The sequence below is a fragment of the Microcoleus sp. B4-C2 genome, from assembly GCF_036705265.1.
GTDB lineage: Bacteria > Cyanobacteriota > Cyanobacteriia > Cyanobacteriales > Microcoleaceae > Microcoleus.
Map to the genome: position 1 here is coordinate 1 of NZ_JAUBUB010000041.1, position 23,721 is coordinate 23,721.

Here is a 23,721-nt window from a genome sequence, read left to right on the forward strand (position 1 = left end):
GCTTGGATGGCTCCGACAGACCAACCTCACGAAAACTTCATCTTCCCTGAAGAAGTTCTGCCTCGCGGTAACGCACTTTAAAAAAATCAGGATTTGGATTTCAGATTAATTTAGTTTTTTTAAATTAATCTGAAATCCAAATCCCTACTCCCTGGCGCAGGCGCGGTACTCCCGTGCCCTACTAGGGAACAAAAAACCCAAAATCCAAAATCTAAAATCGTTGGAGGTTCTACCGGGTGGTAACGCTCTCTAATTCCTACGCAAGCGGTCGCGACCAAGAATCCTCCGGGTTCGCTTGGTGGTCTGGCAACGCTCGTTTGATCAATCTCTCCGGCAAACTGCTGGGCGCCCACGTCGCTCACGCTGGCTTGATCGTGTTCTGGGCCGGTGCAATGACTTTGTTTGAAGTCGCTCACTTTATCCCAGAAAAGCCCATGTACGAACAGGGCTTAATTTTGATGCCCCACGTCGCTACTTTGGGTTGGGGCGTAGGCCCCGGCGGTGAAGTCACTGATATCTTCCCGTTCTTCGTAGTCGGCGTTCTTCACTTGATTTCATCTGCTGTTCTCGGTTTGGGCGGCATTTATCACGCCGTTCGCGGCCCGGAAGTTCTCGAAGAATACTCTTCGTTCTTCGGCTACGACTGGAAAGATAAGAACCAGATGACCAACATCATCGGCTATCACCTAATTTTGTTGGGTGGCGGTTGCTTGCTGCTGGTAGCTAAGGCCATGTTCTTCGGCGGTGTCTATGACACTTGGGCTCCAGGCGGCGGGGACGTGCGTATTATCACGAACCCCACCCTGAACCCGGCTGTGATTTTTGGCTACTTGGTTCGCTCTCCTTTTGGTGGCGAAGGCTGGATTGTCAGCGTCAACAACATGGAAGACATCATCGGCGGTCACATCTGGCTTGGCCTGATTTGTATCGCTGGCGGTGTTTGGCACATTTTGACCAAGCCTTTCGGCTGGGCTCGCCGCGCCTTAATCTGGTCTGGCGAAGCTTACCTGTCTTACAGCTTGGGTGCTTTGTCCCTGATGGGCTTCATCGCTTGCTGCTTTGTCTGGTTCAACAACACTGCTTACCCCAGCGAATTCTACGGCCCGACGGGCCCGGAAGCTTCTCAAGCGCAAGCTTTGACCTTCCTGATCCGCGACCAACGCTTGGGTGCTAACGTCGGTTCTGCACAAGGCCCCACCGGTCTGGGTAAATACCTGATGCGCTCTCCTACTGGCGAAATCATTTTCGGCGGTGAAACGATGCGTTTCTGGGATTTCCAAGGCCCTTGGTTGGAACCCTTGCGCGGTACTAACGGTTTGGACTTGAACAAAATCAAGAATGACATTCAGCCTTGGCAAGCTCGCCGCGCGGCTGAGTACATGACTCACGCTCCTTTGGGTTCTTTGAACTCTGTGGGCGGTGTGGCGACTGAAGTTAACTCGTTTAACTTCACTTCTCCTCGTTCTTGGCTGTCCTGTTTCCACTTTGTGATGGGTTTCTTCTTCTTGGTCGGTCACTTGTGGCACGCTGGTCGCGCTCGCGCGGCTGTCGCTGGCTTTGAGAAGGGTATCGATCGCGAAAATGAACCAGTGCTGGCTATGCCAGACTTAGACTAATCGATCGAATTTATTTCTGATTTGATTGTCTAGTTGAAAAAGGCTCCTGCTTAACGGCAGGAGCTTTTTTTTGATCTAAAAATATCTCAAAAAGCTGCGGATTGTCGATCGACTGTTCTCCGAACCCGCTAGCTGCAGATACAATCCTAGACCTAGAAACCCGGTTTCTGAGTTAACCTGTTGAATTCCATGCTGTTTCTTTCCGTCAGCTCGTTCCTCAGCCAGGTTTTGCATCCAGGACTGAGATATTTCGGTGCCACCTTCATCGCTGGCGGTGAATAACTCTACAAGTCTTGAAACTTGACAATTTTAATCTTTTGGGGTATAGAGCTTGCAACGCAGGCTCTACAAAGTTTATATTTAAAGTACCAAAGTTTTAATCCCACACAAATGGAAAGTTGCACTGAAAAGTTGCAATTTTAGGGCAGATCGCTACAGGTGCAAAACTAATCGACGATCGCCATCAGGATATTTATATTTTATTAAATGGCTGTGCTTGCCGAATTTTTTAACAGGCACAAAACTTTTGGGCCGCTTACTATTATTGCTAGGAAAGCAAAAGATTAATAATGGACTCATTAAAGATCGAAAATGTCAAGGTGAGGTTCGATCGAGCAAATTTGCTCGAACGCATCGCCAACCGCATTCGCCACTCTCTAGAACTACCCGAAATTCTCAGCGCAACAGCAGCCGAAGTTCAATCCTTCTTGGGAACAGACAGAGTAAAAATCTACAAATTTCATAGCGACGGTAGCGGTGAAGTGATTGCCGAATCAATTAACGGCAACCGCTTGCCCTCCCTATTGGGTTTGCATTTTCCAGCAGACGATATTCCCCCTCACGCCCGCGAACTGTTCGCCCAACTACAGGTGCGATCGATCGTCGATATAGATTCCGGGCAGCTAGGCCAAAGTCCGCGCCGCGAGGCGGTTTCCGGCCAACTGCTGCCCGACGAAATGTACTTTCGTGCAGTTGACCCCTGCCACGCTGAATACTTGACTGCACTGGGCGTCAAGGCTTGCTTAGTAGTACCAATTTTTCACGGCGAAGAATTCTGGGGGTTGTTGGTATCTCACCACTCCGAGTCCCGGAGTGTGGCAGAAAACGAACTCCAAGGCGTTCAGATGGTGGCAGATCAGCTTGGCGTCGCCATAACCCAATCAACCCTCCTCGCCCGAGCGATGGCGAAAGCTCAACGGGAAGCTGCCGTCAACCGCGTGGCCGCAGCCCTTAACTCCCAGCCAGCGATTGAACTCCAAACAGCTTTGGCAGAATCGGTAGCAGCACTAGATGCAGCCGGCGGCAGGCTGTGCATTTTCGCCACGCCATTCATTTCCGACAGCAGCCCGGTTACGAATCTAGTTCCCTATTCGGATAACTCCACTGGCGAACTCACAGTCTACACTTGCGGCTCAGGGCCGAAGATGCCAATTTCGGCAAAATACCCGCAGGTTGAGCAATACAGCGTCTGGCACGAATATTTTAAATCCGGCCAGCAACAGGTTTGGGCAATTCCCGACTTGTACCAAATTAGCAGTTTGAGAAGCCTGCAACCTGCATTTCGATCGACCAAAATTCGCAGCATTTTAATCGTACCGCTCAGAGCCCGCCAGCAAATATTCGGTTACTTGACCATTTTTCGAGAAGAATTTGACACCGAAACTCTCTGGGCTAGACAGTTTGATAGCGACGCGCGGCTCGCCCAATCTCGGATATCTTTTGAAGCGTGGAAAGAATCAAAAACTGCCCAAATTCGCGAATGGAAGGGTGAAGAAATTGAATTGCTCCAAATTTTGGGCACGCACTTTTCTAATGCTATTAACCACTACCAACTCGATCAACAAATAGAGGAACTTAACACAAACTTAGAAAATCAAGTTCAAAAGCGCACCGCTCAACTACAGCAGTTGACCCAACAGCAGCAAGTGCTGTTTGAAGTGGTGGCTAAAATGCGGAAATCCCTCGACTTGAACAAGATTTTTAGCACGATGTCCCAGGAAGTGCGACGAGCTTTAAATGCCGATCGAGTGGCAGTTTACCGCTTCGATTCCGCATCAGAATTTAAGGACGGCGAATTCGTTGCCGAAGATGTTTTGCCAAATTTTGTGTCAGCAATGGCAGTCAAAGTGGACGATCGCTGCTTTGGAGAAAACTACGCCAATCTCTATTCTCAGGGGCGAGTTCACGCCATGTCTGACATCAGACAGGCCGGACTGCAAGATTGCTTTCACAAAGTCTTGGAGCAATTTCAGATCAAAGCTACTTTAGTTGCACCGATTATGAAAGGCAACGACCTTTGGGGGTTGCTGTGCGTACACCAATGTTCGGCTCCCCGCAACTGGGAATCTTCCGAAATTAAGTTTGCTACCCAAATTTCCGCTCAGCTCAGTATCGCCATAGAACAAGCAGATTTGCTCGCTCAAACTCAGCAGCAAGCAGTTGAGTTGCAGCGGGTAGCAGAGCAGGAGCGAATACTGTTTGAGGTAGTTGCTAAGATTCGACAATCTCTCGATTTAAATACAATTTTTCGTACTACAACTACAGAATTGCGACGGGTATTAAAGGCCGATAGAGTTGGCATTTATCGCTTCGATCCTAGTTTAAATTTTAATGAAGGCGAATTTATTACCGAAGATGTTTTGCCTGGGTTTTGTTCGGCAATGAATGTAAAAGTTCGCGATCATTTTTTTAGCGAAAAATATGCCAAGAAATATAGTCAGGGACAGATACAAGTGCTACAAGATATCGAAAATGCTGGACTTTCCGACTGCCATGTTGCTCTTTTAGCTCAATTTCAAATTAGAGCTCAGGTGATTATGCCGCTGATGAATGGCAGCGAACTTTGGGGTTTGCTGTGCGTGCACCAGTGCAGCGGTTTGCGCCATTGGAACACTTCGGAAATTCAGTTTGCTACGCAAGTGGGAATTCAGTTGAGTGTAGGATTAGAACAAGCAGATTTGTTGGCTAAAACGCGGCAGCAATCAGTTGATTTGCTGTGGGCATCCGAGCAACAGCGGATACTGTTTGAAGTGGTGGCTAAGATTCGAGAATCTCTCGATATCAACGCGATTTTTAAGACGGCTACTCAAGAAGTTTGTCAGTTTATGCAAGTCGATAGAATAGCGGTTTATCGCTTAAATCCTGATTTTAGCGGTCAATATATTGCCGAGTTTGTAAAAAATGGCTGGATGAAATGGGTAGGGGAAGGTATCAATACGGCTGGGCAAGATACTTATTTGCAGTCAAACCAAGGCGGCAAGTATCTGAATAATGAAACTATAGCCGTTGACGATATCTATCAAGCTTGTCACTCCGAGTGTAATGTCGGTATTTTAGAGCAATTTCAGGTGAAGGCTTATGCGATCGCGCCGATTTTTGTAGGACAAGAACTTTGGGGTTTATTGACAGCATATCAACATTCTGGGCCCCGCTGTTGGGAAAGTTCAGAAGTTAACTTTTTAGCTCAGATTGCCAATCAGTTAGGCGTAGCTATCCAACAAGCCGATTTGCTCGCTCAAACCCGACGCCAAGCAGAACAAATCGCTCAAAGTTTAAAGGATTTGCAGCAGACTCAAGCTCAATTGATTCAAACTGAAAAAATGTCTGGTTTGGGGCAACTGGTAGCCGGGATTGCTCACGAAATTAACAATCCGGTTAATTTTATTTACGGCAATCTCAATCACGCTAGTGAATATACTGCTAGCTTACTGAGCTTGCTGGAACTTTACCAGCAGCAATATCCCGCTTATAGTCCTGAAATAGACAAATTGAGTGAAGATATTGACTTGGAATTTCTGCTAGAAGATTTGCCAAAATTGCTATTGTCAATGAAGGTGGGAGCCGATCGCATCCGTCAAATAGTTCTGTCTTTAAGGAATTTCTCTCGTCTTGACGAAAGTCAAATGAAGGCGGTTGATATTCACGAGGGCATTGACAGCACGCTGTTAATTTTACAGCACAGGCTGAAATCTAATGCGGACAGTGCAAACATTGTGCTAGTGAAAGAATACGGCATTTTGCCTCGAGTTGAGTGTTATGCGGGACAGTTGAATCAGGTATTCATGAATGTAATTGGGAATGCGATCGATGCTTTGGAATCGCACAAGTTGCGCGCTGGTCAATCTGTAGCTCCTCAAATTAAAATCTCGACTGCTGTCGGTCAACTTAATGGTACTATTCCTAGCGCGCTGATTCGGATTTCTGATAACGGTACGGGAATTTCGGAATCTATGAGACAACGCATATTTGACCCTTTTTTCACGACTAAGGCAGTGGGAAAAGGTACTGGATTGGGACTGTCAATTAGTTACCAAATTGTGGTAGAGAAACACGGCGGTGTTTTAAAATGCCATTCGGAAGTGGGGAAAGGTACTGAGTTTGCGATCGAGATTCCGCTTCGACAGCAGTCATTAGTCATTAGTCATTAGTCATTAGTCATTATTGTTGTAAAATCCAGCAAACAGTCAACACTCAACAATCACGCAGGGTGCAGCCGGAATTGATATAATTCATCTGGGTGCATCTGTGTTTATCTGCCCTCATCTGCGGTAAAAAAAAGAGAATTTATGAACCGCCCCGGACAAGGGATGCACGCTGATTCACGCAGATGCAGAGAAGAGATATATGATATCCAATCCGTTAGCATTGAAATAGTAAATTCGAGTTCACTGTTCACGGCGTTGACTGTTAACGGCGTTGACTGTCAACCGTCAACAGTCAACATCATGTATGAGTGTTACCAAAAATGATATGAATAATTCCGATGCTAAAAGATTTGGAATCAGGATCGATCGTGCGTATGCGATCGCATAGCCCGGTTGCGGCATCGCGGATGACAGTTGCCTAAGTCCTGGTACAAAAAGATGCCTATTTAATTGAGTTTCATAGATTAGTTTCCCTCTTTTGTAGTTCTTGTTGGAGAGTATTCTTGACACGATCGTACTCATCCTCGATTTCAGCCAATAGGGTTGAGGCTTGATCTAGTTCACCAGAGGTACTCATAACTTCTAACCTGCTACAAAGCTCGGCGAGAGGAGCTGCGCTTAGATTTGCACTACTGCCTTTGAGGGTATGAGCCACTCGCTTTAGGGTTTGAGTATCCGCTTGAGCGATCGCTAATTTCATAGCTTGTAGCAACTTTAGAGATTCCTCAAAGTAGCAATTCGCCAGCAAGCTCAAAATCTGGCTTGAATCTTGATCGATGCTGCTACAGAAGGCTTGCAGTTCTGTGAGGTTAACCGCTGGCATCTCAATTTCTGGCTTGTTGCTATCTGATTCCTCCTTTTGGGCCTCCTGCTGCGGTTCCGGGCTGGGTGGACACTGACTCAGCGCTTGGTGAAGAACCTCTACTCGAATTGGTTTACTGATATAGTCATTCATGCCAGCATCAAGACAAACCTGGCGATCGCCCTGCATGGCATTCGCCGTCATGGCAATAATCCTGGGACGAGTATGAGCCGGCCACTCCTGGCAAATACGACGGGTGGCTTCTAGTCCATCCATCTCTGGCATTTGTACATCCATCAGCACGACATCATAAGGCTGGCGATTCAGGGCTTCCAAAACTTCCAATCCATTGGCCGCAACATCGGCCCGGTATCCCAAACGCTCTAACAGCAGCAGTGCCACCTTCTGATTTACCAGATGATCTTCTGCTAAAAGAATTCGCAGTGGGAGTCTCTGGGCCAGTTTCATATCATCCTGAACAGATATAGGAAGTTGTTGTTGAACTTTTTTCGGTTGAGCTTGTAGCACATGGATCAGTATTTGATAGAGCTGGGATTGTTTGATAGGTTTGCTTAAAAAAGCGGCAAAGTGGGTGGAAAGCGCTGAAGAACTCGCTTCTGGGTAGCCCATTGAAGTCAGCAACACGAGGGGTAAACGGTGGCACTTAGGATGCTGGTGGATGGCTGAGGCGAGTGTGAGACCGTCGATTTGTGGCATTTGCATATCTAAAATAGCCACATCAAAGGTTTCTCCACTCTCAAGCCAGTTGAGCGCTTCGACAGCCGATTGGGCAGCTAGACTCTGCATCCCCCAAGTCTCTGCTTGCAACGTCAGAATTTGTCGGTTAGTGGGCTGGTCATCCACGATTAATAAACGCTTGCCAGATAGTTCTGGTACCATTTCCATCGGTTCCGCTAACTCAGTAGCCACAGAGGATGCCACAATCGTGAAGTAGAACGTAGAACCCATTGTGACTCGATTAAGGTTAGCGGCTTGCCATTTTTGTGAAGGGGTTCCTCCGATGTTGCCTCGGCTTTCAACCCAGATCGTGCCGTTCATCGTTTCACTAAGTCGCTTACTAATCGCCAAACCTAAACCAGTCCCTCCATACTGCCGAGTCGTCGAAGCATCTACTTGACTAAAAGACTTGAACAGTCGATCGAGCCGATTGGCTGGAATACCAATGCCTGTATCTTGAATGGCAAACTGGATTTCATACAAGCTTTCTGACAAGTTCCCTGGCTCAGAAATTGTTTTGTCAGAATCAACTAGAGAGGCTTCTACGGAAATGGTAACTTCCCCAGTTTCAGTAAACTTAATCGCATTGTTGAGCAAGTTAACTAGAATCTGACGCAGACGGGTGACATCACCCAAAATCAACTTAGGAGTCTGGGGCTGGATGAAGTAGCCCAACTCAATATCCTTCTCATCTGCTTTAACTGCAAGTTGGTCGATCGCACCTTCTATGCAATCTCTCAAGCTCAAGGGATGCTTTTCTAGCTCCAGTTTGCCCGACTCAATTTTGGAGAAGTCCAGGATGTCGTTGATGATACTCAGAAGCGTATCCCCACTATTGCGAATCGTCTCGATAAAGTCTCGCTGTTGAGCCTTGAGTTCTGTATCCAGCAGTAGTCCCGTCATACCAATAACCGCATTCATGGGAGTGCGAATTTCATGGCTCATCATCGCCAGAAACTCACTTTTGGCTCGGTTCGCAGCTTCTGCTTCCCGTCTAGTTTGCTCCAGGGCAAAGTTTTTGAGAGTTAATTCTTCTCGTTGTCGAGTTTCTTGCTCTAGTAATTGGGCTTGAGCTAGGGCAATTCCTACTTGAGCCGCGACTGATTCTAGCAACTCGATTTGATCGGTAGTCCAATGACGGTAGCGATCGCACTGGTGCAAACAAATGGCACCATTCGGTTCTCCTTGGTAAGAGGTTCGCACTGCTAATGTCGATCTCAATTTGAGACTGGTACAAATTGAATGAGCACAGGTGAGCAATGATTCGCAGTAGACATCCGGGGAGGCGATCGCTTCATCTTGAGCCATCAACCGTTTTGTATAAGCAGGACTGGCCACCAGAATGTCATGCTCCCCGCTGGGGGCACATCCCACTGCTAGATACTCTGCAACGACAGGAAACTGAGGCAGTGGATTGTCCTGGTATGTGCTAATTAAGCAGCGACTCACCCCAAAAGTTTGCCCAATCTGAATAGCAGCCGTTGCAAATATCTGCTCAGCATTAAGGCTTTGACGAATTTCTTGGGTAATTTGCTTCAGCAGTAGGGCTTTTTGCAACTGTCGTTGTAGTGCTTCTTCTGCCTGCTTGCGATCGCTAATATCCTTCATGAAGCAATGATGTCCAACAAACACATTTTGCTCGTCATAAGCAGAGACCATCACCACTTGTTTATAGAAGCTAGAGCCATTTTTTCGCATTCCCCTAGCTTCGGCTTCGACTCTGCCCTCTCTCAACATTTGCTCATAAGCAGCCCCCATCTTCTCAACATCTTCAGGATGAACGGTTCTTTGCCACTCCATCCCTAGCATTTCCTCGGGCTGATATCCACAGATGGCAGCATAAGTCACATTGACAGAGATATAGCGTCCTTGAGGGTTCAGCCGAGAAATCCCTGCCACGGCATTTTCTAGCGCCGCACTCATTTGTTGCAGTTCCGCTTCGGCTCGTTTGCGATCGCTAATTTCAATTAGAATGCAACCCACTGCTATAGGATGCTCTGCATCCTTGAAAATGGGAAACTGAGAAACGAGCCAGTAGCGCTGGGCACCTGTTCGACTGGTTACTTCTGTGCTAATTTCCAAGTTTATGGAAGGTTTTCCTGTCGTTAAAACCTGTTGTAACAGTGCATTTACACCAGGAGCAAATTGCCCCAATATCTCATCGGTTGTCTTACCTAAGTGAGCCTCCACAGAGAGGCCATTAATTTCAGCTAGTGCCTCATTGATTTGTAAAAATCGAAACTGCCGATCGTATATACACAGCCCCACCCCTGCTAGGGAAGCTCCTTTAAAGAAAGCATTCAATAATTGCTCTCTGGCTTGAATTTCCTGCTCTAACTGTTTGCGGTTCGTAATATCGCTTTGAGAACCAGTCATGCGGACAACTCTGCCCGCTTCATCCGAAAGCGCTTGCCCTCGAGCCAAAATCCATTTGTAGCTCCCATCCTTGCAAAGCACTCGATGTTCTGTAATATAAAAGGGAGTTTGGCGCTGAAAGTGATCTTGAATTGCTTGCATCACCCATCCGATATCGTCGGGATGAACTCGCTTGCTCCATTCCTCTAATTGATTGGGAATTTCATGATCCTCGTAGCCCAACATCTCTTTCCAGCGAGCCGAGAAGAATACTTCATTGGTGTTGACGTTCCAATCCCATACCCCATCATTACTACCGCGTAGGGCGAGTTCCCACCGCTCTTCACTCGCTTGCAGAGCGACTTCTGCCTGATGCCGTTCAATTTCACTACCAATCCATTGAGCCATCAGCTTCAATAATTCCACATGGGCAGATTTAAAGCTGTCTGCACGGGGAGATTTACTAGAAAAGCTGAGGGTACTGTAGACTTTGCCTGCAACTAACACTCGTGTTCCAATATAAGCTTCTATGCCAAGGGCAAGATAGGCAGGATGGTAATGCCATTTGGAGATTCCTATATGTTCGATGTTTAGGGGTTCATTTGTGTCTAAAGCTTCACAGCACAAAGTTTCCTTAATATCAAAGACATCACCTGGTTTCAGGACTCGATCGGGCGATCGCGCCACCATCACCTCATAAGTATTATCTTGCACACGAGCCAAGATGCCACTTTCTAGCCCAAAATTCTGACATCCCATCTCAATCAACGCTTGGATGCGCTGCTCAAAATTGAGATTTTGGGTAGCAGTGACTTCATATAAAGCTCGTATCGCCGCCTCTCTTGTTCTTAGTTCAGCTTCGGCTTGTTTACGTCTCTTAATTTCAGCTTTCAGGGAGAGATTGATTTTGGATAATGTTTGTGTTCGTTCTTGAACCCGCTGTTCTAATGTAGCGTTGGCGTGTTTAATCTCCCTAAATTTTTGATTAAGCACGATTCCCATCAATTGAAAATTTCTAGCAAGCTCATTGATTTCTGTAACAGAGCTATGTTTCCATTCAAATGTTTCTTCTGAAAGCTTGTTGGGTAAGTCAGTAGTCGCAATAGCTAAATAGGATAATGGCTTTACCAGTCGTTCGCTCACCAGCGTGGCAAACAAAAATGCCAACATTGTGATGACGAGTAGAATGCTAAAGTCAGCCTTGTAACGATTTTGTAATTTTTTTACATAGGGAGCGGCTGGAATTTCTAAGCGTACTCTCCAGTCCAGCTCGGAGCTAATTGTAAATTCCTCTATATACAGAGAGTTTTTCCAACGGATCATCGGATTGTTGCCATTGCTAGGAAGCCACTGCTGCAAGGTTCCCTCTAAGGTGCGAGTGCTGCCGTTCTTTGACTCCTCAAGACTGGTCCAAAGCTTTTGGTCGGATTGATTACTCGCAATGACTTTGTTGTTTTGATCTAGCAATGTAATGCGAACTTTCTGATTGTTTCTCTGGAAAATGTAGAGAGATTTTATCTTGCTCAATCCTAATGAACCGTGGATCACTCCAATAAAACGACCTTGAACTTGCAGGGGAACATTTAATCCTACATGAGGTTCATCCATTAATAAATCTTTGTGGATAGAAGTCATCCAAGGTCTCGATCGCTCTTGAGCCAGGGTAATCAGATATTTATGTTCTCTGCTTTCTTCGAGCAACCGCCGACGGGTTGGATTAAAAGGAGAAGAAGCCGCTAAAATTGTTCCCGATTCATCGGCAGCATAAATTTTGTCGAAATCTGGCAACAACTGCTCGATCAGGCTAATTTGTTGTTGTAGCTGTTCGGATGATTGAATCCCTGTATTAGCAGCAGTGGTGGCTTCAGGTATGAGCGATTCTTCAGCTAATGTATTCAAAGCTAAGAGATGTCGCTGATGCCATCTAGATATGGCGCTAGTGATAGTTTTTGCGTTGGTTTGTAACTCCGTTTGCACCGTGGTTTGGATTTGACTAACAAAGTACCTACCATCAAAAACTAATAGTATCACTCCTGGAATAAATACAAAAGCTACCAACAAATGAAAAATTGTTTGTTGTAAAGAAAGGGCGATATATTTTGAATCACTAATCCACCGATAAATCGGCGCATAGGAAATGATTAAACTGGCAACTAAGGCATTGAAAATGCCGTTTACTGCTTGTTTGCACATAACGAGGATAGCCTGATTCGCATCCATCTGCATCATTTGACCGTAGAAAACCCAAACGAGGGGCATTCCAATTAAGAACCAGTAAATTCCATCGAATAACAGGATATTTGGCTGTTTGCACTTCTTGCAAAGAAACCCTACAAACAGAGTCTCCATCACCAAAATAATCGTGGCGTATGGATGATGCCAAAGGATATAAGTATAGCTGCCTGCAATTAGACCAGCCAAGCCTCCCCAGCCCCAGCCGAAGTAATAAGTAATAATTAGTATGGGAATACTGCCAAAGAGGAAATCAACCCCAAAGAAAAGAGACAAATTGCAATGGTTGCCCAGAAAACCGGCAGCAGTGAGAAGGGCGATCGCACCAAACCATCTTTGATCACGCACTCAGATCGACCCTCCCATAAACTTCTAGAATTGCTACTTGCTGAATATGAACTGATTCTGATAAAAAATCTTCGTAGAGGCACTCTCGTTATTTCCCTGACAGTTTCCATGAAGGTCGCAGAACCGCTTATTTAGGCTTTAAGACTAAAATCAAGGCTTACTCATGTAGGAGTTGAGTTCTCGATCGACTTTTTTTAATATGGTTCACGAACCAATCTATAGCAATCCTAAATGATTCGTGTAATTCTTGTAGGGGCAAACCCCCCGTGGTTGCCCCGATGCAGGTTGGGGTAGGCACGGGGAGTAGGGGTAGCACTACCCCTACATATTTTTACAAATGATGCGAGGATTGCTATAGCAATTGTTCATTAAGCTTAATGACTAACGAAAGGCTCGATCCTTTGATTTTCAGCTCTTGTTTAACTTCACTCAGTGCTTTAATAAATTTGGTATGCGCCGCTGCATTGTTAGATGCAACCGGGCATTTGTATCTTTGCCTAAAAAAATCTTCAAACTCTAATTTTTGTGCTATGTACAAGTCTAAAAAATCTACAATACCTTTTATTTCTTCCTTGCCACGGTTTGCCAACATGGCATTCACTAAGCTATTGAGTTGCTCAATCAATTGTTTATGGTGGTGGCAAATTTTTGGAATAACAATTATTAAGCAATCCTTCCAAATGACGAGAGGCATAGTTTTTACCCTGATGATTTAACGGGTGAATTCATTGACTGTATGAATCTTGGTGCAAAAAGTATTACGACCTTTGTCTTTGGCTTGATAAAGTGCTGCATCGGCAGCAGCAATTAAAGTTTCAGGCCGACTCTCTTGGGTAGGAATTACACTGGTAATACCGAAGCTGAGCGTAATGCAATGATGCGGAGAACTCTTATGGACTATTGCTAAAGCTTGGATGCGCTCCTGCATTTGCTTAACGATTTGGACGGCTCCCTCAAGCTCGGTGTCGGATAAAATCACTACAAATTCTTCACCTCCATAACGTGCTACTAAATCTCCAGCTCGATTAATACTGCGATTGAGAGTTGCCGCAACTTGCTTTAAACATAGATCCCCTGCTTGGTGTCCATAAGTATCGTTGTAAGGCTTGAACAAATCTATATCACACAAAATCAGTGACAAAGGAGTTTGCTGCCTCGTCATGCGTCGCCACTCCTCCTCTAGCTGTTGGTCAAACTGACGGCGATTGGCAATCTGAGTCAAACCGTCAATTGACGCGAGGTATTTTAATTGTCGATTGGCGGCTTCTAGCTGTTTGTAAAGTAGGGTTTGTTGCTGTTGCAAATGGAATTGCTGAATCAACCGTCGTACTCTCTGTCGCAGAACAGCCCAGTGAATGGGCTTAGTGATATAGTCAGCCGCTCCCGCTGCAAACGCTCGATCGACAGATTCTTTGTCTTCTAAGCTAGTAATCATCAAAATAGGTGGGCGATCGCTCTCAGGCACTTCAGATAATTTTTGACAACAAGCAAAACCATCCATAGTAGGCATCACTGCATCTAGCAGGATCAAGTCTGGATGTACTTCCTCATAAGCTGCTAGCCCTGTCAACCCATCCGTAGCTTCGGCCACTCGGTATTTTTCCTTCTGTAAATACAGTCGAAGTTGTAAACGCATCAAGGCATCGTCATCCACAATCAGAATTAGAGAGGACGGTTCCGTAGATGGGTTAGTTGAAATGGCTGACTCTTCTAATGATTGATACATACGTCATGGTGTATCTCAAGCTTTGGAAACATTCTAGCCTAGCATATTTTGAGCTTGGGATGGAAAGTGAAAAATTGACCAATATGTCATAAATTATACACCAGCTAAGCGACCGCAACAAAATTATAGGGAGTGTCGGGTTTGTTAAACTAACAGCCACAGTCTACTTAAAATTTATCGCTTTTTTTGGGGATATAAAGTCTGGTAACTTGCGCTAATTTTTGTAAATATGTAATTATTTTTGGGGCGTTAAACAGTTTTTACAACGCCGAGCGAGCTTTGACGAACGATCGCCTGTTATCCCGCGATCGCTCGTGGGATAATATGCTATATTTCTCAACTTAATTCAGCCTTTTTCGGGTGCATCAAATTCCTCCGTCCCACGAGCGATCGTCCGAGCTATTTTTGGGGAATACATCTGATGGTCACACGATCCCGTATAGATTCGCCCTTGGTTGAGCGTTTGTTCGCACCAGGCAGCTCTGACTGCAAAAAGGCGTAAGCTTTGTTAAGAAACATTTATAGCGTTTTGCGCGCTCTCGGATAGGTTGTTTCTCTGCTTTCTCCCAATAATCGCCCCAAATAGTGTCTAAACTCCTGTCTTTGGGCTTGAGTAGGAAACACATCGTCAAAGCGTTGACACTATCTTTCAAAGCATGGGATCATGGATGTCCCAAGTGTTGATCTCATCAGATTCCATCAGGAAAGACACTAACCTCAAAAGTTGACTCTATATATCTTAGCTTTATTTCTCACTCTATTTTGGGCTAAAGTCCCACTATTAAAAATAGAAGCTATACTATAATCACTGGAAACAGTAAATTAACTTAATGGAGCTCACTGACTATGGAAGTAGCACTGCCTGATTTTTCTCAAAGCTTTCAAAAAACGAAAGAAGTTTGGACTGAGCAAGTCGAAAAAGCAGTGAATTCTACTTCAGAAGCAACAGCACAAGCTAAATATTCTCTCTCCGAAACTGCGTCTCAGGCAAAAGAAGCTCTTACTCAAACTACAAATTCTGCCGTTAATACTGTTAATCAAGCTACGAACAATGCTTTAGGTACTGTAGCGGAGAAAACCGAAAAAGCCAGACTTTCTATATCGGAAGTTGCGAATCAAGCAGTTAGTCGCCTCAGTGAAAGTACCAACAAAGCTGTTAATGCTGTTTCTCAGTCCGCGGCAACTGCTAAAGAAACTATTAATCAAACTACTAACTCTGCGCTCAATACTCTGAATCAAAGCACTAGCCAAGCTGTAGAGAGTGTAAATCAAGCTACAGAAAAGGCTAAGGCTTCATTAGAAGATAGCATTAACAAGGCGGGAAATATGAGCGATGCCGCTTCAGATGCCATCAAAAATGCTATCAATGGTACTGTTAAAGATTGGATTGACTCTCACCCTGTAGTCTTCTGGTTGGTGAGTCATCCGCTGATATTTTTAGCAGTGATACTGCTATTTGTATTCATTATATTGGGTCTTTTTCAGGCTTTAAGTAGATTTTTTGCTGGAGGATGGTTATTTGTTCTGCAAAGCCCTGGAAAATTTATGCAAGGGGTTTTGAGTGTCGGCTCTAAATCTGTAAGTAATGTCGGTGGAGTGGCTGTAAACTCATTAGTTTCACAGAATCCCGAATACAAAAATAATTCAGGTTTACAATTGAGGGGAGTTGCATCAAACAGTTTGGAGTCTCAAGAACGACTTGCTAATATTTTGACAAGGTTGGAGGCAATTCGAGAAGAGCAGAATCAGCTTTTACAAGAAGCGTCGGCTATTTTAGGCAACAAATTTAAGGCAGAGTGAGAAGGTGTGGGCCGATCGCACTTATGGTAAATTTAATACATCCAGGCTTTCCATCAAAGCCAGATCCATGAAGGCTTGTAGTCGATCGCTCAAAACGCCATGCCCGATTCCGAATTTTCCGATGATTTAAAATGGACGCCAGAAGCCAAGGCGAAGCTGAAAAATATTCCCTATTTTGTCCGGGGACAAGCTCGCGTCCGCATCGAGCAGTTGGCGCGCGAAGCCGAAACCGAAGTCGTCACCGTTGACTTAGTTGAGCAAGCTCGTATTGAGTTTGGGCAATAAGGGCTCGAAATGTACCCTAAAGCTTTACACTATAATTTGCCTGATTTTGATGTTCACAGAGCTACTGAGTCACCCGTGCGGAAAATAGTTATTGCTGGCAACTGGAAAATGTACAAAACTAGGACTGAATCCCTAGAATTTCTTCAAGGATTCATGTCCTGCCTGACGGAAACCCCAGAGGAACGGGAAGTCGTGCTTTGCGTTCCCTTCACTTCCTTGGCTGTCCTCTCGAAAAATTTGCACGGCAGCCGGATTAGACTCGGTGCTCAGAACGTTCACTGGCAAGAGTCTGGAGCTTTTACTGGGGAAATTTCCGGGCCAATGCTTAGTGAACTTGGTGTCCGTTATGTCATCATCGGCCACAGCGAACGGCGCCAATATTTTGGGGAAACTGACGAAACGGTGAATTTGCGGCTGAAAGCTGCTCAGAAATACGATTTAATTCCGATTCTGTGCGTTGGGGAAACCAAGCAGCAGCGAGATGCAGGGGAAACTGAATCTCACATTTTTTCTCAGTTGGCAAAAGATTTGGTTGGTGTTGACCAGCAGAAATTGGTAATTGCTTACGAACCGATTTGGGCCATTGGCACTGGCGATACTTGCGAAACGAAGGAAGCTAACCGAGTTATTGGTTTGATTCGCAGTAAATTGACTAATCCTGACGTGCCAATTCAGTACGGTGGCTCTGTTAAACCGGAGAATATTGATGAAGTTATGGCGATGCCTGAGATTGACGGGGTTCTGGTAGGCGGTGCGAGTTTGGAAGCTGCGAGTTTTGCTCGAATTGTCAATTATCAGTAATTAGGTAATTGCTAATTGCTAATTGGTAATTGTTAATTGGTAATTGGAACAAGGCAGCGGGAATTAAACAGCGATCGCCTACAATTGTGATGTGCCGTTCAGTGTTTCTCGGATCGGGAGAATTAACCTATGACTGCGATCGTTAAACCCAAACCCGCCTTAGACGAGTTCCTCAAACTTCCTGAAACTGAACCGGCCTCAGAATTTCTTGAGGGAGAAATCATTCAGAAGCCGATGCCTCAAGGTGAACACAGCGTACTTCAAGGTGAACTCTGCAAGACTATCAATCAAGTAGCGAAAACTCGGAAAATTGCCAATGCTTTTCCCGAGTTGCGCTGCACTTTTGGCGAGGCATCAATCGTGCCAGATGTAGCAGTATTCCGATGGGAAAGAATTCCTTTTTTGCCGTCGGGTAGAATTGCTAACCGCTTTGACATTAATCCTGACTGGTCGATAGAAATTCTGTCTCCAAACCAAAGCCAAACAAAAGTGCTGAGTAACTTACTCCACTGTTCGCAAAACGGCACTGAGTTGGGGTGGTTACTAGATCCAGAAGAAGAGAGTATTTTGGCAGTATTTCCAGGACAAAAAGTAGAACTGTACAAAGGTGCAGCTCGGTTGCCAATAATTGATAAAATTGAATTAGAATTGACAGTTGATACTGTTTTTAGCTGGTTGAGTTTTGGTTGAATTAAAAGTTGATAGTGTAGGTTGGGTTGAGGAACGAAACCCAACACTCTCAAGATGAAATTATTGTGAGACGGTTGTCCCGCCTGCCAAAAAGTATAATTTATGACAAATAACCCAGAAAAAATTACCATTAGAAATAAAGTTTTCGAGTGGGGAAAACGCACTTATTTAATGGGCGTTTTGAACGTAACCCCTGACAGTTTTAGCGACGGCGGAGATTTCAATACCCTAGAATCTGCTTTGGCGCAAGCGGAAAACATGGTAAAATGTGGAGTTGATATTATTGATATTGGCGGTCAATCTACTCGGCCCGGTGCAGTGGAAATATCATTAGGAGATGAGATCGATCGCGTTATACCTGTAGTACAAACACTGCGACAAAAAGCCGATATTTTTGGCTCAGTTCCTATTTCAGTCGATACTACCAGAGCGCAGGTTGCGAAAGCTGCGGTAGAGGCGGGAGCGGATATAATTAACGATATTTCGGGAGCGACTTTTGACTCGGAAATGCTGTCAACGGTTGCTCAGTTAAAAGTGCCAATAATTTTGATGCACATTCGGGGAACTCCCCAGACGATGCAACAACTGACAGATTATCGGGATTTAATCGGGGAAATTGGGGAATTTTTCGAGAGTCGAATTGCGGCGGCAGTTGCTGCGGGAATTGACAAATCTCAAATAATTCTCGACCCTGGTATTGGCTTTGCCAAGACTTACAGTCAAAACTTAGAAATTCTGCGAGAGTTGCGAAAATTCCGTGTTTTAAACTGTCCGATTTTAGTCGGAGTATCGCGAAAAAGCTTCATCGGTCACATTTTGAATCAGCCAGAAGCGAAACAAAGAGTTTGGGGGACAGCGGCGGCTTGTACAGGTGCGATCGCAAATTTGGCAGATATCTTGCGAGTTCACGATGTCAGAGAAATGCACGATGTTTGTCTGGTTGCCGACGCTATCTTCAGAAATCAGTCTTGAGAAGTGGGAGTATCAATAACTTTCATTTCCCCGCCCTCAGAATGAATCACATCGGGCATAGAACCCATCAGCTCGCCCAAAGCTTCTGTCATGCTCCTGGGGTCCATAAACAGAATTTTGGCATTGTCGCTTTCGCCCAATTTTTGTTGAGCATCCAAGTATTTTTCTGTTACTAAGTAATTCAAAACTTGCTTGCTATTGGGATGGGAGTCTAAAGCTTCAACTAAGAGCCTCATATACTCCTTAGTGCCGATCGCCTTATTGACCATTGCTTGCCACTCGCTCTTAGTGGCGCGCTCCAATTCCATAGCTTCTTGCACCCTTTTCGGAGGTGTAATGCTTTGAATTTCTACGCGAATTACTTTGACGCCCCAAGGTTGAGTAGCTTCGTCTAACTTCTTGAGTAACTTTTTATTCATGTCATCTCGGGAACCCAAGATGTCTTGCATTGGCAATCGACCAATTTCAGCGCGAAACGTGGTTAAAACTAAGTTGGCGATCGCATTTTCAATTTGATCTATTCCATAATAAGCTTTCTCTAAAGTCACAACCCGCCAATACACCACGGCATCGACTTCTAGAGCCACATTATCTCCCGTGATTGCTGACTGAGGTTTAATATCTAAAACTCTTTCACGGGTTGTGTCCACGCAGACGACTTTTTCGACCAGGGGACTGATAAAGTGGAATCCTGGCTTGAGGGTGCGCTTGTATTGACCCAAACGTTCCACTAAAGCTTCGTCGCCACCGCTGACTATTTTGACGCTTGAGTTAACAGCGTAGCCGAGGATGAGCGCAAAGAGCATGGTAAGAATAGACTGCCCCATTTCTATTTTCCTGCTAAGGTTGACTGAGAATCGATCGAAATTCTACTCTAATTTAACTCAAACTCGGCCCCGCAGTGCTAAAATATCTCGACTGTTAATAACTAACTATTTCATCGGGTGGGCCCCATCGGCTCCGACTCTTACGGCCCTAGTGAAACCCAGGATATCAACAACACGTTTCGACAAAAGACATGAAAAACGATCGAGAGTTTCCCTGGTTAAAACCTTTGAGGTGGATTGCCCCAAGCATTTTGGTGGGTGCAGGAATCTGGAGTGTCGCAGTGGCCGAACCGGCCGGGGCTGAGACAATCGCCCTGCAACTCTCGCAAAACTTGCAGCCCCCGCGCCGAGGCCCTGCTGTTCGGGAAGTTATGTCCTACGAGATGAAGGGAGACGAACTCAGGATTTGCAAGCAGGAAGGCAACTCCGAGAAAAAGTGCCAAGTTGTAGGTAAAGGCTACACCGTGGGTTTGAGAACTGCCAACGACCTTTACGGTCAAGGAAACGCTGTCAATGCCGAAGCTTTGTACCGACAACTAATCGCTCGCTATCCCAAAGAAGCGGATGCTTATTACAAGTTGGGAACTATGCTGTCGGGGCAAGGTAAAATGAGCGAGGCGATCGTTCTATTCCAAAAAGCAATTGAAGTAAACCCCAAGCACGCCAAAGCTCACAACGATTTAGGCGTGGCGATGGCAAGTCAGGGGCAGTTGCCCGAGGCAATTGTTCAGTGGAGACAAGCCGTTAAAATTAACGATCGATATCCCGATGCTTTAAACAATTTAGGAGTCGGTTTGTACCAGCAAGGAGACAAGGAAAACCAAGCGGAGGCGGTAGCCAGCCTCAAAAAAGCTAAGGAGTTATTTATCAAGCAAGGTAGAACTCAAGCTGCTAACAGAGTAGAGAAAATTTTGGAGGAAATTAATTCGCGATCCAGCGAATCCTAAACTCAACCGCCGATCGCCGATTGAAAGAAAAAACATCTTGGGCGATCGGCATGAATCAGCGTTCAGCGGCGGTTAAACACCCCCAAAAACGAGAATCTAAAGCATTTCCTTCAAAACTTGTATAATCAAATCCCCATCCACCCGATCGCTCACAGCAGCCTCACCCAAGCGCACCGGCAGCACAAACCGCACCTTGCCATCCTGCACCTTCTTATCGAGTTGCAAAGTATGCAAAATTTCCTCAACATCCACACCCGCCGGCAATTTGGCAGGTAAACCCGCTTTTTCAATTAAAGCAGACTGGCGGCGATCGCACTCTTGCTCCCACATTCCCAACTCCACAGCCAATCGACTTGAGGCCGCCATACCGATAGCCACTCCTTCCCCGTGATTGATCACCTTGTAATTGGTCAAACTTTCCACAGCATGACCGATGGTGTGTCCGTAATTCAAAATCGCCCGCAAACCCGATTCCTTCTCGTCTTTGCTGACCACCTCAGCCTTAGCTTGGCAAGACCTGCTCAAAATTTCTGCCAACAAATCCGCCTTCACATAGCGCATTTGATCCAAACGCTTGCAATTCTCCAACTTCCCGAAAAGTTCAGCATCCCAAATCACCCCGTACTTGATGACTTCCGCCATCGCCGACCGAAACTCCCTCGCCGGCAGAGTTTTGAGTACATCCGGGTCAATCAAAACCAAACGTGGCTGGTGAAAAGCCCCGATTAAATTCTTCCCTAAAGGATGATTTACCCCCGTTTTGCCGCCGATAGAAGCATCAACCATCGCCAGCAGCGAAGTCGGAACCTGCACGACATTAATTCCCCGCAGCCAAGTCGCGGCCGCAAAACCCGTCATATCGCCAACCACCCCGCCGCCCAAAGCCACCATGGTCGAGGAACGTTCTAAGCGGTTTTCCAAAGCCGCACCGTAAATTTTCTGTACCGAATTTAAAGTTTTGTACTGTTCTCCCGGTGGTAAAATGCAGCTACTGACTTCCAGACCTGCTGATTCGAGGGCTGCTGTTGCTCTTTCGCCGTACTGCCGAAAAATCGACTGATTCGACACCAGCAGCACTTTTTTGCCCAAACTTAAATCGCCCATCAGACTGCCGAGTTCGTCTAAACCGCCCGATCGCACGCAAACATTGTAAGATTGTGGCCCCAAGTCAACTTTAATTATGGATTGCATATTTATCTAATTTAGATATTAGATTTTAGATTATAGTTCTTATATGTCTTTTTATTGATTGTTTTGGAGAAATTGCAATGACTCTTAGCGGAGCAATAACTTATTTCGGGATTTTTGGCGGCATGATCGGCTTGGCGACAGTGCTGATGTTTGGTCTGCGGGCTGTCAAACTCATCTAATTTGCTAATTTAGATGTCTCAACCAGAGGATTTAATCTCTGGCAAAAGTATCAGTTCGACAACGTATTTGCGCCAAAAATCTCTAGGTTTATCTGTAGATTGACGGCGCAAATGCTTCATTTCATAAAACTTTTGGATTGAACGATCGTGCTTATTCTAATTGACGAGCATCTTCAGCAGGTGGATGCCAACCACCTTCTACCCAAAACCTGCGCGATCGCCGAATCGAATCCTCTTCATCATAACGTTCATCATTAAGGTCAAGCCGATTGCAAGTTGCTCGACCTATGGGAGTTTTAGGGACAATATTTAGGCCATCTGCTGTCCAGATAAAATGTTCTGACCACTGCTGCTGACGAGGATTAAATAATAAACATTCTTGCTGAGTTTCCTGGTCAATTCCGTTGGTAAAATTGTAGTGGCGTTCGTTGCAGCGACGGCAAGCTAATGCTAAATTTTCACTGTCATCAGATCCGCCTAGAGATTTGGGCATGAGATGATCTATGGTAAAGCGATCTGGGCTTAGATATTCTGGAGAGTGGCAGTATTCGCAGAGATATTTAGCTCGTTGTCGCATAAATTGTCGAGTGCGATCGCACACCATTTAGCTTGGGTGGAAAGTTGGGCGTTAATCAAGGTAAAAATTCGGGATAGTTCGATGATGCCAGCTAATTCTGGAATTTCATCGACAGTTAACAAATCTAGTCTTTTTCTCTCTAGCAGTTCTTCCATGCGAGATTGGAGATCGTCGGTAAATCTGAATAAGTAAATATTCCCAAATTCTACCATTTTGATGCCTTGGGGCATCAAAGAAGAAGGTTTTACCATTAATTGAGTATTCATAGGAATAACAGATCTCAGATCCTCGTGGAATATTGTAGCTTATCCGTTGTTAAGGAATGAGAATTAAATAACTTACAATGCGTGATGGTTCTTGTGGGATGGGCGTCCCGCCCGTCCAGCAATGGCGGGCGGGACACCCCACAAACCTGTGTAAATTATTTAATTCGCGCTTCTAAGTAATTTAAGGAAAGAGCGATCGCACTTGCTATAAAACACGATCGCTCCTGATTAAGTAATTGGACCGAATTAATTACACACTGATTCTTTGCTGATTCTTTACTAGACAAGGCTTGTAGCCGAGAGTGTTGTGTAATTAATTGTGTCCTACTACTTAATTACAACATTCGTTCTAATGGAGTCGATCGCACTTGTGGCAATTTCTCAGCCCCTGTGGTATCAAAAACGATCGCGTGTTTAGCCTGCGGCAACAACCCCCGTAAAATCTGTATGTATCCCTCCGCATCGCCCCGACGGTGGAACCGAGCAACCACCAATCGCTGCATATTTGGCAATTGTCGCACGATACACCAGGGATGAGTGTTTAATTTGGGCTTGGATGTTGGTATCATAGGGTAATCGTTCCCCGCAAACGCGGGGTGTGATAGAAAAGGCGATCGCCCTTAAGTTTTCGAGGCTAGGAGGGCGATCGTTTTGAATTTTTTACAGTTTAAGGTTAAATCTAACCTGTTGTCAAGGGCAAAATGGGGCGAGTTAGACTAAAGATTCGAGAGTTGGCAGAAGAAAAGGGCTGGACGCTGCAAGACGTGGCAGATCGCTCAGGGGTTAATTACAACACGGTTAAAGGGTACGCTAGACGCGATGATGGGATGAGTATGGTCGATCTGAGTGCCGTTCAGAAGATCGCCCTTGCTTTTGATGTCATGATTGAAGATTTGGTCGAGTTTTTGGAATAGTAAGGGCGCTCGCGCTAATGGGATATGTTAG

18 protein-coding genes and 1 pseudogene are annotated in these 23,721 nt (G+C 45.4%); 10 read left to right on the forward strand and 9 right to left on the reverse strand.

All coding sequences use genetic code 11. From position 1 onward, the window contains the following. Positions 1-236: 236 nt before the first annotated feature. A complete protein-coding gene (gene psbC / locus QUB20_RS13955) occupies positions 237-1,616 on the forward strand; it encodes a photosystem II reaction center protein CP43 (protein ID WP_333102538.1) in 1,380 nt (459 codons plus the stop codon). Between the two features lie 569 nt (positions 1,617-2,185). Beyond that, entirely contained in the window at positions 2,186-6,043 is a 3,858-nt protein-coding gene (locus tag QUB20_RS13960) for a GAF domain-containing protein (protein WP_333247017.1), read from the forward strand. A gap of 454 nt (positions 6,044-6,497) precedes the next feature. Here QUB20_RS13960 and QUB20_RS13965 read toward each other — a convergent pair whose 3' ends face one another. From QUB20_RS13965 to QUB20_RS13980, 4 genes and pseudogenes are all read right to left on the reverse strand, one after another. Then, the gene (locus QUB20_RS13965; RefSeq protein ID WP_333247019.1) at positions 6,498-12,515 is read right to left on the reverse strand and encodes a response regulator; all 6,018 of its coding nucleotides are present in this window, start codon (positions 12,513-12,515) and stop codon (positions 6,498-6,500) included. A gap of 352 nt (positions 12,516-12,867) precedes the next feature. After that, a complete protein-coding gene (locus QUB20_RS13970) occupies positions 12,868-13,209 on the reverse strand; it encodes a hemerythrin domain-containing protein (protein WP_333247021.1) in 342 nt (113 codons plus the stop codon). An 18-nt stretch (positions 13,210-13,227) separates the two neighbouring features. Further along, on the reverse strand, positions 13,228-14,241 hold the full coding sequence (locus QUB20_RS13975) for a PleD family two-component system response regulator (RefSeq protein WP_333245251.1): 1,014 nt from the start codon (positions 14,239-14,241) through the stop codon (positions 13,228-13,230). Between the two features lie 513 nt (positions 14,242-14,754). Beyond that, positions 14,755-14,931, reverse strand: a pseudogene (locus QUB20_RS13980) (IS701 family transposase); the annotation flags it as partial. A gap of 156 nt (positions 14,932-15,087) precedes the next feature. Here QUB20_RS13980 and QUB20_RS13985 point away from each other — a divergent pair. The 5 genes from QUB20_RS13985 (at position 15,088) to folP (ending at position 18,789) form a co-directional block, all read left to right on the forward strand. Beyond that, a complete protein-coding gene (locus QUB20_RS13985; protein ID WP_333247024.1) occupies positions 15,088-16,041 on the forward strand; it encodes a hypothetical protein in 954 nt (317 codons plus the stop codon). 99 nt (positions 16,042-16,140) lie between these two features. Next, positions 16,141-16,326, forward strand: coding sequence for a PCP reductase family protein (locus QUB20_RS13990; RefSeq protein ID WP_006633749.1), 186 nt, complete (start codon positions 16,141-16,143; stop codon positions 16,324-16,326). 75 nt (positions 16,327-16,401) lie between these two features. Further along, a complete protein-coding gene (tpiA, locus tag QUB20_RS13995) occupies positions 16,402-17,127 on the forward strand; it encodes a triose-phosphate isomerase (protein ID WP_333057405.1) in 726 nt (241 codons plus the stop codon). Positions 17,128-17,256: 129 nt separating this feature from the next. Then, complete coding sequence (locus tag QUB20_RS14000) at positions 17,257-17,817, forward strand: Uma2 family endonuclease (protein WP_333247026.1); 561 nt, start codon at positions 17,257-17,259, stop codon at positions 17,815-17,817. 102 nt (positions 17,818-17,919) lie between these two features. Further along, entirely contained in the window at positions 17,920-18,789 is an 870-nt protein-coding gene (gene folP / locus QUB20_RS14005) for a dihydropteroate synthase (protein ID WP_333247028.1), read from the forward strand. Here folP and QUB20_RS14010 read toward each other — a convergent pair. Beyond that, positions 18,780-19,616 (reverse strand): stomatin-like protein, encoded by an 837-nt coding sequence (locus QUB20_RS14010; protein WP_333057376.1) that lies wholly within the window; start codon positions 19,614-19,616, stop codon positions 18,780-18,782. The genes folP and QUB20_RS14010 overlap by 10 nt on opposite strands. A gap of 191 nt (positions 19,617-19,807) precedes the next feature. Between QUB20_RS14010 and QUB20_RS14015 the strand changes: the two genes are divergently transcribed. After that, positions 19,808-20,563 (forward strand): tetratricopeptide repeat protein, encoded by a 756-nt coding sequence (locus tag QUB20_RS14015; protein ID WP_333247031.1) that lies wholly within the window; start codon positions 19,808-19,810, stop codon positions 20,561-20,563. 96 nt (positions 20,564-20,659) lie between these two features. On the opposite strand, the gene aroB is transcribed toward QUB20_RS14015, so the two are convergent. Then, positions 20,660-21,754, reverse strand: a complete 1,095-nt coding sequence (aroB, locus tag QUB20_RS14020; RefSeq protein ID WP_333247033.1) for a 3-dehydroquinate synthase — start codon at positions 21,752-21,754, stop codon at positions 20,660-20,662. Between the two features lie 77 nt (positions 21,755-21,831). On the opposite strand from aroB, the gene petL reads away from it, so the two are divergent. Then, positions 21,832-21,933 carry a cytochrome b6-f complex subunit PetL gene (petL, locus tag QUB20_RS14025; RefSeq protein WP_006633742.1) on the forward strand — a complete coding sequence of 34 codons (102 nt, stop codon included), beginning with the start codon at positions 21,832-21,834 and terminating at the stop codon, positions 21,931-21,933. A gap of 151 nt (positions 21,934-22,084) precedes the next feature. On the opposite strand, the gene QUB20_RS14030 is transcribed toward petL, so the two are convergent. The 3 genes from QUB20_RS14030 to QUB20_RS14040 all read right to left on the reverse strand — a co-directional run bounded on the left by QUB20_RS14030 (position 22,085) and on the right by QUB20_RS14040 (position 23,345). Then, entirely contained in the window at positions 22,085-22,426 is a 342-nt protein-coding gene (locus QUB20_RS14030) for an HNH endonuclease (RefSeq protein ID WP_333057379.1), read from the reverse strand. Positions 22,427-22,455: 29 nt separating this feature from the next. Continuing rightward, entirely contained in the window at positions 22,456-22,776 is a 321-nt protein-coding gene (locus tag QUB20_RS14035) for a hypothetical protein (protein ID WP_333247035.1), read from the reverse strand. A gap of 335 nt (positions 22,777-23,111) precedes the next feature. Beyond that, complete coding sequence (locus tag QUB20_RS14040; RefSeq protein ID WP_333247037.1) at positions 23,112-23,345, reverse strand: hypothetical protein; 234 nt, start codon at positions 23,343-23,345, stop codon at positions 23,112-23,114. Between the two features lie 132 nt (positions 23,346-23,477). Between QUB20_RS14040 and QUB20_RS14045 the strand changes: the two genes are divergently transcribed. After that, positions 23,478-23,690: a helix-turn-helix transcriptional regulator gene (locus QUB20_RS14045; RefSeq protein ID WP_333150720.1), complete on the forward strand. Its 213-nt coding sequence runs from the start codon at positions 23,478-23,480 to the stop codon at positions 23,688-23,690. The last annotated feature ends 31 nt before the right edge of the window (positions 23,691-23,721 follow it).

What these genes read in the sequence shown, in the direction of transcription:
- QUB20_RS13960 (WP_333247017.1), top strand. Translation starts at nt 2,186, where the DNA reads ATGGACTCATTAAAGATCGAAAATGTCAAGGTGAGGTTCGATCGAGCA.
- QUB20_RS13970 (WP_333247021.1), bottom strand. Translation starts at nt 13,209, where the DNA reads ATGCCTCTCGTCATTTGGAAGGATTGCTTAATAATTGTTATTCCAAAA.
- QUB20_RS13975 (WP_333245251.1), bottom strand. Translation starts at nt 14,241, where the DNA reads ATGTATCAATCATTAGAAGAGTCAGCCATTTCAACTAACCCATCTACG.
- QUB20_RS13985 (WP_333247024.1), top strand. Translation starts at nt 15,088, where the DNA reads ATGGAAGTAGCACTGCCTGATTTTTCTCAAAGCTTTCAAAAAACGAAA.
- QUB20_RS13990 (WP_006633749.1), top strand. Translation starts at nt 16,141, where the DNA reads ATGCCCGATTCCGAATTTTCCGATGATTTAAAATGGACGCCAGAAGCC.
- QUB20_RS14000 (WP_333247026.1), top strand. Translation starts at nt 17,257, where the DNA reads ATGACTGCGATCGTTAAACCCAAACCCGCCTTAGACGAGTTCCTCAAA.
- folP (WP_333247028.1), top strand. Translation starts at nt 17,920, where the DNA reads ATGACAAATAACCCAGAAAAAATTACCATTAGAAATAAAGTTTTCGAG.
- QUB20_RS14010 (WP_333057376.1), bottom strand. Translation starts at nt 19,616, where the DNA reads ATGGGGCAGTCTATTCTTACCATGCTCTTTGCGCTCATCCTCGGCTAC.
- QUB20_RS14015 (WP_333247031.1), top strand. Translation starts at nt 19,808, where the DNA reads ATGAAAAACGATCGAGAGTTTCCCTGGTTAAAACCTTTGAGGTGGATT.
- aroB (WP_333247033.1), bottom strand. Translation starts at nt 21,754, where the DNA reads ATGCAATCCATAATTAAAGTTGACTTGGGGCCACAATCTTACAATGTT.
- petL (WP_006633742.1), top strand. Translation starts at nt 21,832, where the DNA reads ATGACTCTTAGCGGAGCAATAACTTATTTCGGGATTTTTGGCGGCATG.
- QUB20_RS14030 (WP_333057379.1), bottom strand. Translation starts at nt 22,426, where the DNA reads ATGCCCAAATCTCTAGGCGGATCTGATGACAGTGAAAATTTAGCATTA.
- QUB20_RS14035 (WP_333247035.1), bottom strand. Translation starts at nt 22,776, where the DNA reads ATGAATACTCAATTAATGGTAAAACCTTCTTCTTTGATGCCCCAAGGC.
- QUB20_RS14040 (WP_333247037.1), bottom strand. Translation starts at nt 23,345, where the DNA reads ATGATACCAACATCCAAGCCCAAATTAAACACTCATCCCTGGTGTATC.
- QUB20_RS14045 (WP_333150720.1), top strand. Translation starts at nt 23,478, where the DNA reads ATGGGGCGAGTTAGACTAAAGATTCGAGAGTTGGCAGAAGAAAAGGGC.